An 11,943-nucleotide genomic window follows, 5' to 3' on the forward strand; every position below is an offset into this window, starting at 1 on the left:
CCCGCGTGGGGAGGGGTGGAAAAGAAATCCAACGTTTTTTCGGAGCCCCAAAAAGCCCCCCGGCGTGGTGGGGGGGGGCCCCCCCCCCCCCAATGCCCAGGGCATCCCCGCATGCCCTCTTGTGGCACAGAGCCCTCATCACGTCTGGACACGACCATGACCGACGAAGCCCACACGAAGCAGAGAATCTGGCACCGGTACATCGCCGAGGACGGCACCTGGCGCCGGAAGACCGGCAGTGCAGCGGAGAAACGCCCGCCCGGGGAAGACCTCGCAGTGCTGCGCAAGGGGCTGGGCCGCCCCGCCGGGACGGTGCTGGAGATGTTCCCGTTCTACACGTGTCCCGTCGACGACTTCGCCGCACGCCGCGGTGAGGTCTCGGCCGCTCAGGAGGCCGAACACATGGCGCTCGCACTGTACGGGCTGCATCAGCAAAGCCAGGACCGGCCGATGCATCGCGGCGAAGTCGGCCTCGGCCAGGCCATGCTCGAACTCCGACGGCATGACCGCAGCAGCGAGGCGGCAGTTGACGCCCGCTTTCAGCAGACGTTCTCCGCCACATCGACGTCGGCACTCCAACTGCGGCTACGTGGTTTGGTCACCCAGCTCAGGGACATCAAGCAGCCCCTCGACTACAACCGGCTCGCCTCCGACATCCTCCACTGGAACCGGCCCGAGTCCCGAAACCGCGTACGCCGCCGCTGGGGCCTGGACTACTCCGCCTGGAGCCAGACGAGGCCTACCAGCCACTGACCACAGCGAGCCCGGTCTCAGCCTCACGCATCCCGAGCCTTCCCCTCCACACGCGTGCCGGCCGCAGGCCGACCGCCCAACTCGGAGCCACCCCATGAACCGACGCCTCTTCATCGACATCCACGTCATCCAGACCGTCCCGCCCGCCAACCTCAACCGGGACGACCAGGGAAACCCCAAGGAAGCCATCTACGGCGGAGTACGCCGCTCCCGCGTCTCCTCCCAGGCCTGGAAGCGCGCATCCCGCCAGCACTTCGACTCCCATTCCATTGAGGCCGAACGTGCCACGCGAACCAAGCGGATCACCAACGAACTCGTCACCCGGATTTCAGGCAACACCGGCCTGGATTACGACCCGGCCCGACGGATTGCCGCCGCACTGCTCGCCCAGCTCGGCCTCAGCCAGGGCAAGAAGGCCGGCGACACCGCATACCTCCTCTTCTACGGCAACGCTCAGCTCGACGCGGTCGCCGATCTCGTGAAGAGCCGCGCTGCCGATCTGACAGCCCTGGACGAGAAGGCACTCACCGAAGCCGTCAAGGAACTGCCCGTCACAGAGGCTTTCGCAACCGGGCACCCCGTGGGTGTCGCTCTGTTCGGCCGGATGGTCGCCGACATCCCCAAGCTCAACGTGGACGCCGCCGTACAGGTCGCCCACGCGCTCTCCACCCACGAGACGCAGCTCGAGTTCGACTACTTCACTGCCGTCGACGACCAGAACGAGAAGGACGAGACCGGGGCCGGAATGATCGGCACCATCGGCTTCAACTCCGCCACCCTCTACCGCTACGCCACCGTCGGATTCGCCCAGTTGTCCGACAACCTCGGCGGAGACACCCAGGCCGCCCTCGATGCTCTCGACCAGTTCGTCGACAGCTTCGCCCTGTCCGCTCCCACCGGATACCAGAACTCCTTCGCTCACCGAACCCGACCCAGCCTAGTGGCAGTAGTCGTACGTGCCGACCAGCCGGTCAACCTGGTCTCCGCCTTCGAAGAGCCCGTCCCGGCGGAGCCCGGCATCCAGGCGAACTCCGCCCGCCGACTTGCCGAGGAACACATCACCGCCACCCAGGTGTGGGGTGACACACCCCTCTACAACGCCGCCAGCCACACCTTCACCACCAGTGAGCCCCGCACGAAGGACACCGCCGAGACCCTGACCCAGGCCTTCGGTGAGCCCGTCACCTTCGCGGACCTGCGCACGACCCTGCGCGCCCGAATCACCACTGCCCTGGGAGCCCAGGCGTGACCGCCGCCGCACGAAGCTCCGTCCTCCTGCTCCGGCTTGCCGGACCACTTCAGTCATGGGGAGACCGCAGCGCCTTCAACCGGCGCGAGACCCGACCCGAGCCCACCAAATCCGGGATCGTAGGCCTCCTCGCCGCAGCCGCCGGCCGCTCGCGCCACGCGCCGCTGGACGACCTGGCCGAGCTCGCACTGGGTGTCCGCATCGACCAGCCGGGCAGCATCCTGCGCGACTACCACACTGTGAGCGACTACCGCGGTCAGCCACTCCTCTCCGCCGCCGTAACCGCCAAGGGCCAGCAGAAGCCCACCTCACCCGCCAAGCACACACACATCACCCAGCGGTTCTACCTACAGGACGCCGTTTTCCTCGCGGCCGTCGAAGGACCCGAAGGGCTCATCACCACCCTCGAACACGCCGTACATCACCCCGCCTTCCCTCTTGCCCTGGGCCGCCGCTCCTGCGCACCCGCACAACCCCTGTCCCTGGGACAGCGCACCGGATCACTCGAAGACGCGCTGCGCGCGGAGCCCTGGCAAGCCGCCCCCGCTGTACGCAAGCGCTGGGGTCGCCAGAACGGCGACGCAGCCCACATCGACTTGCCCGCCACCCTCGACGACCCGGCAGGAGACGAAGTCCGCGACGACGTCCCCCTGTCCTTCACCCCCAAGGGCCGAGCCTTCACGACCCGCCGCACCCGGCACACCTACCTCCAGGCCCCCACCGGCCTCACACCTGACACCACACGCCCCCGGAACAACGGCGGCCACGACCCCTTCGCCCTCCTGGGCTGGTGACTGACATGCCCTACCTCTCCCGTATTCGCATCAACCCCCTGCGTGCGGAAAGCCGAAATCTCCTCGCCAGCCCGCGTGCCATGCACGCCGCAGTCCAAGGCGGCCTCCCCGGTCTGCCCGAACAGGCGCGGACCCTGTGGAGGCTTGACCCGGACAATCCCCACCGCCCCCACCTCTTCGTCCTCACCACCGACAAGCCGGACTGGACCCATCTCGTGGAACAGGCCGGATGGCCCGGTGCCGACGGCGAGCACTGCGCGGTACGCGACTACACCCCGCTCCTGCAGCAGCTGGCACCGGGACGCAGCTTCGCCTTCCGCCTCACCGCCAACCCCGTCCAGAACACCACCCGGCCCGACAAACCCACCACGTCACAACAGACACGCATCGACGCAGGCGGCCGACGGCGCGGCTTCCGTCTGGGACACCGCACTGCCGCAGCCCAGCTCGACTGGTTCCTCACCCGCACCGCACGGTGGGGCTTCGAGGTCCCCACAGCCCCGCACCTGGACGGAACCCGCAACACCGACGACGAGCCCCCACGCGACATCCGCATCACCACCCGCCAACGCCGCTCCTTCGGCAAAGGACCAGCCAAGACGAAGGAAGCCCAGGTCGTCATGAACGCCGTCACCTTCGAAGGACGCCTGCGCATCACCGACCCCGTCCTGCTCACCGAGTATCTCCTGGCCGGTATCGGCCCCAACAAGGCCTACGGATGCGGACTGCTCACCCTCGCCCCACTACCTGAAGGGCACTGACGACCAGTGACCGACATTTGGTGGAAGGCCGACCCCCAGGACCTGCACCGCCTCGTCGACCGCGTCTCCAGCGTTTACGTGGAGCGCAGCCACCTGGACCGTGACGAAAACGCCGTCGTCATCATCAACAAGTGGCAAACAGTCCGAGTCCCCGCAGCGATGGTGGCCGTCATGCTCCTCGGCCCCGGCACACGCGTCACCCACGGGGCCATCCGCCTGCTCGCCGACTCCGGCACCACCGTGTGCTGGGTAGGCGAGCAGGGCGTCCGCATGTACGCGGCCGGCCTGGGCCCCAGCCGGGGCGCCGGGCTCCTCCACCGCCAGGCCTGGCTCGTCACCCGTCCCAAGGAGCGCCTCGCGGTCGCCCGGACCATGTACGCCATGCGCTTCCCGGGCGAGGACGTCTCCAACCTCACCATGCAGCAACTCCGCGGCCGCGAAGGCACCCGCGTCCGCAAGTTCTACCGCGCCCAGGCAGCCCGCACGGGCGTCACCTGGAACGGCCGTGTCTACAAGGCCGGCGACGCCTTCGCGGCCGGCGACGACCTGAACCGGCTTCTATCGGCAGCCAACGCCGCTCTATACGGCATCTGCCACGCGGTCATCATCGGACTCGGCGCGAGCCCGGGACTCGGCTTCGTCCACACCGGCAAAGCCACATCCTTCGTCCTGGACATCGCAGACCTCTACAAGGCCGAATACACCATCCCGCTAGCCTTCGACCTTGCCGCGCAAGGCCTCACAGAAGAACGCGATGCTCGACTCGGCCTCCGTGACCTCATCGCCCGCGACAGGCTCCTCGGCCGCATCGTCACTGACATCAAGAACCTCCTCACCCCTGACGGGACAGACTTCGAAGATCCTGAAGCAAACCTCCTGTGGGACGAGCGCCTTGGCGCTGTGCCAGGTGGCACCAACTACTCCAGCCACGCCGATCTCTCGGCGCACGGAATGACCGACAACCACATCGCGGTCATCGGACCCGAAATCAACGAGGCCGAGCCGACTCCATGACCGTCATCATCCTCGTCGCCGCCCCAGAAGGCCTCCGCGGACACCTCACGCGCTGGATGGTCGAAACCAGCGCAGGCGTATTCGTCGGCAACCCCAGCCGCCGCATTCGCGACCGCCTTTGGGAACTCCTGGCCACCAGAATCGGCGACGGCCAGGCCATCCTCATCGAACCCGCCGTCAACGAACAGGGCTGGGCCGTCCGGACCGCAGGCCGCGACCGCTGGCAGCCCGTCGACTTCGATGGGCTGATCCTTTCCGCCCGTCCTCAACAGCAACTAAACGAAAACGCCCGCCTGCGCTTATAAACTCCCAGGTGAGAAAGTGTCGACCCCGCGCCCGCGGGGATGGTCCGAGGATTACGCTTCGGATTTCTCGGAGGAATTGGTCGACCCCGCGCCCGCGGGGATGGTCCGAGGGTGGCCCGTCTGGGGGGCGCGGTTCCCGCGTCGACCCCGCGCCCGCGGGGATGGTCCGTCGTTCATGCCGTTGAAGACCTCGTCCGGCGCGTCGACCCCGCGCCCGCGGGGATGGTCCCCGGCGGACAAAACGATCATGGCCATGGACTGGGTCGACCCCGCGCCCGCGGGGATGGTCCGCACCGGCAGGTGATCTATCACGCGGGGTCCGCGTCGACCCCGCGCCCGCGGGGATGGTCCCGGCAGCTGCTCCTTCTCCGGCTCCGTCACTCGGTCGACCCCGCGCCCGCGGGGATGGTCCGGGCGGCGGCGGGAAGGGCGGCGGCGGGAAGGGGTCGACCCCGCGCCCGCGGGGATGGTCCGGCGATCTGGTCGTCCCAGGGTCCGTGGGGGCCGTCGACCCCGCGCCCGCGGGGATGGTCCTCAAGCAGCGATTCCGAAGCGCCGTATCTGGATGTCGACCCCGCGCCCGCGGGGATGGTCCGTCGGTGCGTGAGGTGCTGGTCCCGCATGAGCGGTCGACCCCGCGCCCGCGGGGATGGTCCGCCGTTGCACGCGAACGTCACGGACGGGCTCCTGTCGACCCCGCGCCCGCGGGGATGGTCCCTCCTCAGCCGGGCCTTTGCCGGCTGGCAGCGCGTCGACCCCGCGCCCGCGGGGATGGTCCCGAGGACCCCGTCATCGCGGTACGCGCGCTGCTGTCGACCCCGCGCCCGCGGGGATGGTCCGGAGCGAGAGAGGCCGCCGAGCCCGGACGTCAGGTCGACCCCGCGCCCGCGGGGATGGTCCGTCCACCAGGGCGCGCTCTCCCACAAGGCCGGCGTCGACCCCGCGCCCGCGGGGATGGTCCGGAGCTTCGGCGCCGGACAGGGCCGAAGTGGTGGTCGACCCCGCGCCCGCGGGGATGGTCCGCACGTCGTTGAACCGGCTTTCGGCGCCAGTTCGTCGACCCCGCGCCCGCGGGGATGGTCCGGAAGGCCGCACCGCCCCGTACACGATGATCCCGTCGACCCCGCGCCCGCGGGGATGGTCCCCCGGTTCCGGCGGCTTTCGCAGGCCGTCGGGAGTCGACCCCGCGCCCGCGGGGATGGTCCGCGGGAACACCGCGCGCGGACGCTCCGAGGCCGGTCGACCCCGCGCCCGCGGGGATGGTCCGTCCACGATGCTGATCATGAGATGAGGTGAGCCGTCGACCCCGCGCCCGCCAAGGATGGTCCGTGCCGCGCGATGGAGTCCCGGGGGATCCTGCGGTCGACCCCGCGCCCGCGGGGATGGTCCGGGTGTGCCCCTCGGTCACGATGTGACCGGGCAGTCGACCCCGCGCCCGCGGGGATGGTCCCATCAGGGCGGTCACGGTGAGCCGTAAGAGGGCGTCGACCCCGCGCCCGCGGGGATGGTCCGTGCTTGTCGAGGCCGGCGCCGGGGGCCTTCGCGTCGACCCGGCGCCCGCGGGGATGGTCCGCCGCGCCCGAGCCCGAGCAGAGCCGCACCCCGGTCGACCCCGCGCCCGCGGGGATGGTCCGGCCACCGACATCAGCGCCCTGATGCTCTCCGGGTCGACCCCGCGCCCGCGGGGATGGTCCGAGATGGAGGCCTGGGGCATCCCGGAGGGCTCGGTCGACCCCGCGCCCGCGGGGATGGTCCGTCTCCGGGCATTCCTATGCCTACCAGGGCAAAGTCGACCCCGCGCCCGCGGGGATGGTCCGGCCCGCCACATGACCACCCAGGCCGAGGACGAGTCGACCCCGTGCCCGCGGGGATGGTCCGAGCGCCACGGCGGGTCACGCTCCGGAGGTGATGTCGACCCCGCGCCCGCGGGGATGGTCCGGCACCCTGCGCGACGCCCTGATGGCCGCGTTCGTCGACCCCGCGCCCGCGGGGATGGTCCGCCGATACCGGGCGGTGCGCAGGCAGAGATCGGGTCGACCCCGCGCCCGCGGGGATGGTCCGCCCAGCCACCCGTGTCACACGCCCGTGTGACAGTCGACCCCGCGCCCGCGGGGATGGTCCGGGCATGATGGAGCTCCGTCTCGTGATCGGGATGTCGCCCCCGCGCCCGCGGGGATGGTCCGGTCAAGGGCAAGGTCGACGACTCCGGTCTGCGGTCGACCCCGCGCCTGCGGGGATGGTCCGCGGCGGGACGCCAAGTCCCCGAAGGAAGGCGCGTCGACCCCGCGCCCGCGGGGATGGTCCTCGCGAGGATGCCCCACGTGTCGCCGGCGCCCTGTCGACCCCGCGCCCGCGGGGATGGTCCGGCCTCCTCCCGGGGGTTCTGGGAGGGGCGCGTGTCGACTCCGCGGCTGCGGGGATGGTCCGGGGCTCCGCCCCCTGCACCCCCGGCCACATCCGTCGCCCCCGCGCCTGCGGGAATGGTCCGTTGTGGATCCTGCCCCACAACGTCCGCACGGTGTCGGCCCCGCGCCCGCGGGGATGGCCCGTTCAACTTCGAGTGCCGGGCTGGAATGCCGTGCTCGAGAGGACAGGGATCGTTCGAAGAGCGAAGGCGTCCTGCAGGGCGCGGCACGTGGACCCTGCCTCTGTGGGGAGGGTCGAGGGTGGCCTGTTCGATCGGGCTCTGGGGTAGTCGACCCGGACTTCCCGGTATGGACACACGAGGCTGGCGGAGCGCATCAGCCCCGGGACGGTCGAGAGTTCAGGGTCGGGGGCCGGGGCAGTGCGCTACGCTGAGTGACCTTCTTGCTGCCTGTAGGCGGCCTTCCACCCCGTTCCGGTTCAGCCTGCTGCTCCTGCCTAACCAGCACGGGATGTTCCGGTGCTGGTTCGGTGCTGACTTCCGCGCCTCAGTGAGGGGAAACCTACAGGTCATAGCCTCGACCGGATGAGTTGTCGTACCACTCGATGGTGGTCCGATGAGGCTGGCGGCAACGATCCTGCGTAGGCCGGACGGACTGGTCTGCTCGCTGCGGGGCAGACGATGTGTACCACTTCCAGAAGGTTTGCGGGGACGTCGGCTGTGGCCACAATGTAGAAGTCCCCAGGTGAGGGGCATATGTGGGGCGGGCCATCACAATCGAGTCCCATCATGACCGCCGCCGGCTCATTTCTACCCCCGGAATTAATCCCTCCATGCCGCGCCGGATTTGCAGAATTCCGCCTGTTTTGGAGGGCCGGCGCTGACTCCCTTGCTGGTTAGGTGCTGGTTACGCAGCGTTGAGGGCGACGCCTTTGGTGGAAGGGGCGCGCACATGGGAATCCGGTCCGGAGCCGCAGACTGCTGCCCCTCGGCGACCTCGTCCCAGCGTGGGTCGTGCGACCTTACGCCGGCAGTGCTGTGCGGCTGCCGAGGGGCAGCGGGCGGTGAGACGCTTGAGCGTCGGCGGGCCTTGACCCCGGATTTCGGGTTCTGGCACCAGTCTTGGGGACTCGTCGCGGAGCGTTACCTCGATGTTCGATTGTGGGGTAGCGAAGCGGACCGCTACCTCCGGGACCGCGGCCAGGTTGAGGGCTGTGCACGGCCCTCGACCTGTTGGGCGGCGCGCCCTGTCTCATCAGTCCTGCGGGTGCTCTGCGTAGCACATGCGCGGGCCCGGAAGGGCGAGGTGGCGCAGGACTGGGGGCGTGGGTGAGGTGGTGGAGGAGGAGGTCGGGGGCGTGGTGGGCGAGGGGCGGGCCGGTGTAGCCCCACGCGGCGCCGGCCGCTAGGACTCCAGCGGCCCGGGCGGCCTGGATGTCGGTGGGGGTGTCGCCGATGAAGCAGGCGTTGGAGGCGGGGACGCCGAGGCGTTCGAGGGCCAGGGTGATACCGGCGCCGGACGGCTTGGGCTCGGCGTCGCCCCAGCCGACGACGGTGTCGAACAGCTCGTGGAGTCCGGGCGGCAGCAGCCAGGCCAGCCTGTGCCGTGGCTGGAGGGTCACGACCCCGATGACGGCGCCTGCGGCCTTGATCCGGCGAAGGACGTGCTCGGCGTCAGGGAAGGCGGTGGTGCCGGTGCCCCGTGCCGCGACGGCCAGTGCCGCCTCCCAGGCCGGTCCGAAGACGATGGCGGGGTCCGTGACGCCCAGCCGGCCGAGGAGCCGGTCGTGCGGGAGGTGGTCGCTGTCGGGAGGGAGGTCGTCGTCGGTGATCCTGTGGCCCAGTACGGAGGTGGCCGTACCGAGTACCGCGTGGCGCATGGCGGCGCGGCTGTCGAGGAGTACGCCGTCGAGGTCGAACAGGACGGCCGGGCCGGGGTGGGGCGCGGTGCCGGGCGTACCGGGCGGCATGTCGGTCACGGGCGGGCCTGCGCCGTTCGCATGGCGGGGCGGGCCGGCGCCCGCCGCAGGCGGCTGCCGAACCGGGGGCAGGCGAGCCCGGCGGAAAAATCGGGGACCCAGCGGACGGCGCTCACCTCGTCCGTTTGCAGCCGGGTGACGGGGTCGGGGGTCCGCAGGCGGAAGAGGTAGCGGAAGCCGAAGTGGGGGTGGGCGGGTTCGCCCTTCGCGGGGTTCGGGGGAATGGTGTGGACGTCGATGTCGAGGAGGGCGGTGTCGGCCAGGCCGATGGTGGCGGCGTCGACGCCGGTCTCCTCGCACAGTTCGCGCAGGGCGGCACGCTGGAGATCGTCATCCCCCTGCTCGAGGTGCCCGCCGGGTAGCAGCCAGGTGTCGAGTGCGCGATGGCGGATCTGCAGGACGCGGTCGTCGCGGCCGAGCAGGACGGCCCCCGCGGTCGCGTGCCCGCGGAACTCCGCACGCGAGGCCACGGCGTCGCCCGCTTCGGCCAGAGCCGCGCTGACGGCACTCAGCCGAACCGCGTCCTCGGGGTGGCGGACGAGGAATCCGGACAGCGCACTGCGCATCTGCGCGGCGTGGACAGCCATGGATGCAGCCTTTCTTGCGCACGGGGCGATCGAGGGAGAGGACCGGAAGGGGGAATGACGGCCGGCGCCGTCAGGTGTTGAAGTGCGACAGCCACAGCGCGGCGACGGCCTCGCACTCACGGTGGGAGAGCTCGTGGAGCCCCGGCGAGAGGTCGCCGCGGGAGAGGGCCGCCAGCGCCGCGAGGATCTCCGCCTGGACGAGGAGGATGAACGGGCCCACCGTCGCCCCGTGGAGGAAATTGACGGCGTTGCCGTCGTTGCACAGGTGGAACGAGCGGCCTTCGGGGGACGTGTATCGGGTGACGTGCGCCCCGGACGGCGCAAGGGTGTGCGTGGCGGGAAGGCGGCCGAGGCTGAGCTCGTCCTCGGCGCTGGTGACCGACGATACGTAGGCGCCATCGCGCAGGACCGCGAAGTCCTCGTGGGCCAGCACCCCCGCGCCCGTGGCACACACCACCAAGTCCGCGTAGCGCAGGGCGTCGTGGAGACGCTCGGCAGTCGCGAACCCGTGGCTCAGTGCCTGCGCGAACGGCTTGCCCACCGATCGCGGTGCGCCGATTAGGCACCCCGATGTCGCGGAGGGCAGGATTCCCGCGAAGAATGGCTACATGGCACCGGCCGTACAGATCCGATGAGGCGGCAATCACGATGAGGCTCGACATCGACGGCGGCTGGACCGCGACCGTGACGGGCGAACCCCTGTCCATCGCACCACGTTTCGTGTTCCGGGACTTCCGCGTGCGCATCGCGTCGTACACGGATGTGAATCAGCGCGAGCGGTTCCAGCTCGACACCTTCGGCAGTCAGGACTGGTTGTGGGACACGCCCGATGACTTCCGTTTCGATCCCGCCGGCCGGGAACTGGTCGGTGCCGAGTTCCAGCTCCCCGGTGCGGCCGCGGATGCCGAGGACAGCGCCCGTGTTCCTGCCGCACCCGCCGTCCGTCCGGGCGGTCTCCGCGCGGACGAGGCCCGGGACTTCCGCCTGGAGGTGGCGACGGAGCTGTGCCGTGCTCCGGGGGACACCGTGCTGACCTGCCTGCGCGACCTCGATGTCCTCGACGAGCCGCTGGAGGCCCGGATCGGCATCGCACCCGGCGTCGCGCTCCTCGTCCAGCAGGGCGCCTACGCCGGCTGGAGCCTCACGGATCCCGTGCGCTACCTGACCAGCGGTTTCACCGCCCCGGACCCGGCTCCTCCCGCCGCGGCCACCCGGCTCCTGTTCACCCGGTGCCTGGACCTGGTCACCACGCCGCTGCTCGACGAGGTGAGGGACCGGAACCCCGTCGCCCTGGCCGGACTCCGGGCGCTCGACCAGGCCCTGCGGGAACAGCGCGATGACCGCCACCGGGCCGACGCCCTGCTCGCGCTCATCGCGGAACTGGTCGAGGACTACGGGTGACCGTGAGCTGACGTTCGGCAGCGGCTCGCGTCGCGACCGTCACCGGCAGCGCGGGGGAGCCCGCCGCCTGGAGGGGCTGGAGGGACAGGTGCCCCTGGCCTCCGTAGCGGCCGGCTCGCGTGTCACTGGCGTCCGGTCACAACACCCCCGTGGATCTGGGAGGGTTGGTTCCGGCGCAGAATCTGCGCCCGAACCCGTACCACCTCCATCGACCGGGAGAGAAGCATGACCATCAAGGACATCGGGCCGGAACCCCAGAGCTTCGACCTGGAGAAGGCGACGGTCGAGAACACCGACTACCGCTCGGTCGCCTGGTCCGGGAAGTACCTCCAGCTGACCCTCATGTCGATCCCGGTGGGCGAGGACATCGGCCTGGAGGCACACCCGGAGACCGACCAGTTCCTGCGGCTCGACGCGGGCCGGGGACGCGTCCAGATGGGCAGCGCGGAGGACCGGCTCGACTTCGACCGGGAGGTCGAGGACGGCTGGGCGGTCTTCGTGCCCGCCGGCACCTGGCACAACGTCACCAACATCGGTGACGAGCCCCTGCAGCTCTACGCCGTGTACGCGCCGGTCCACCACGCGCCGGACAAGGTCCATGCGACGTTCGCCGACGCGGAGCGCGACGAAGCCTCGGGCGGCGACGAGCCGCCGAGCTGGTCGGTCCAGCCCGCCCGACAGGCTTCGGACAGGCACGCCTGATCCGGGATCCGGTTCTGACCGCACGCCGCGCGG

The 11,943-nt window shown here is 70.5% G+C and carries 11 protein-coding genes and 2 CRISPR repeat arrays; of the genes, 8 read left to right on the top strand and 3 right to left on the bottom strand.

Annotated elements, in window-relative coordinates:
* The first annotated feature begins 156 nt into the window (after positions 1-156).
* The 6 genes from casB (at position 157) to cas2e (ending at position 4,876) form a co-directional block, all read left to right on the top strand.
* Positions 157-753, top strand: coding sequence for a type I-E CRISPR-associated protein Cse2/CasB (gene casB / locus AC07A6_RS10205; protein ID WP_478776788.1), 597 nt, complete (start codon positions 157-159; stop codon positions 751-753).
* A gap of 94 nt (positions 754-847) precedes the next feature.
* Positions 848-2,002, top strand: a complete 1,155-nt coding sequence (cas7e, locus tag AC07A6_RS10210; protein ID WP_478776789.1) for a type I-E CRISPR-associated protein Cas7/Cse4/CasC — start codon at positions 848-850, stop codon at positions 2,000-2,002.
* Complete coding sequence (cas5e, locus tag AC07A6_RS10215; RefSeq protein ID WP_478776790.1) at positions 1,999-2,796, top strand: type I-E CRISPR-associated protein Cas5/CasD; 798 nt, start codon at positions 1,999-2,001, stop codon at positions 2,794-2,796. Before cas7e ends, cas5e begins: the two co-directional genes overlap by 4 nt.
* Positions 2,797-2,801: 5 nt before the next feature.
* Positions 2,802-3,557, top strand: a complete 756-nt coding sequence (cas6e, locus tag AC07A6_RS10220) for a type I-E CRISPR-associated protein Cas6/Cse3/CasE (RefSeq protein ID WP_478776896.1) — start codon at positions 2,802-2,804, stop codon at positions 3,555-3,557.
* A gap of 6 nt (positions 3,558-3,563) precedes the next feature.
* Positions 3,564-4,571 (top strand): type I-E CRISPR-associated endonuclease Cas1e, encoded by a 1,008-nt coding sequence (cas1e, locus tag AC07A6_RS10225; RefSeq protein WP_478776791.1) that lies wholly within the window; start codon positions 3,564-3,566, stop codon positions 4,569-4,571.
* A complete protein-coding gene (cas2e, locus tag AC07A6_RS10230) occupies positions 4,568-4,876 on the top strand; it encodes a type I-E CRISPR-associated endoribonuclease Cas2e (protein WP_478776792.1) in 309 nt (102 codons plus the stop codon). Before cas1e ends, cas2e begins: the two co-directional genes overlap by 4 nt.
* An 18-nt stretch (positions 4,877-4,894) precedes the next feature.
* Positions 4,895-6,143: a CRISPR direct-repeat array (repeat unit 28 nt; unit sequence GTCGACCCCGCGCCCGCGGGGATGGTCC).
* A 94-nt stretch (positions 6,144-6,237) separates the two neighbouring features.
* A CRISPR array of direct repeats spans positions 6,238-7,424; the repeat unit is 28 nt; unit sequence GTCGACCCCGCGCCCGCGGGGATGGTCC.
* A gap of 839 nt (positions 7,425-8,263) precedes the next feature.
* On the opposite strand, the gene AC07A6_RS10235 is transcribed toward cas2e, so the two are convergent.
* The 3 genes from AC07A6_RS10235 to AC07A6_RS10245 all read right to left on the bottom strand — a co-directional run bounded on the left by AC07A6_RS10235 (position 8,264) and on the right by AC07A6_RS10245 (position 10,348).
* Positions 8,264-9,211, bottom strand: a complete 948-nt coding sequence (locus AC07A6_RS10235) for an HAD family hydrolase (protein ID WP_478776897.1) — start codon at positions 9,209-9,211, stop codon at positions 8,264-8,266.
* 5 nt (positions 9,212-9,216) lie between these two features.
* Complete coding sequence (locus AC07A6_RS10240) at positions 9,217-9,807, bottom strand: NUDIX hydrolase (RefSeq protein ID WP_478776793.1); 591 nt, start codon at positions 9,805-9,807, stop codon at positions 9,217-9,219.
* Between the two features lie 70 nt (positions 9,808-9,877).
* Positions 9,878-10,348, bottom strand: coding sequence for a Rossmann-fold NAD(P)-binding domain-containing protein (locus AC07A6_RS10245; RefSeq protein WP_478776794.1), 471 nt, complete (start codon positions 10,346-10,348; stop codon positions 9,878-9,880).
* A gap of 107 nt (positions 10,349-10,455) precedes the next feature.
* On the opposite strand from AC07A6_RS10245, the gene AC07A6_RS10250 reads away from it, so the two are divergent.
* Positions 10,456-11,208, top strand: coding sequence for a hypothetical protein (locus AC07A6_RS10250; protein ID WP_478776795.1), 753 nt, complete (start codon positions 10,456-10,458; stop codon positions 11,206-11,208).
* A 225-nt stretch (positions 11,209-11,433) separates the two neighbouring features.
* Entirely contained in the window at positions 11,434-11,910 is a 477-nt protein-coding gene (locus tag AC07A6_RS10255; protein WP_362465501.1) for a cupin domain-containing protein, read from the top strand.
* The last annotated feature ends 33 nt before the right edge of the window (positions 11,911-11,943 follow it).

Source organism: Streptomyces sp. NPDC044002 (assembly GCF_056434525.1).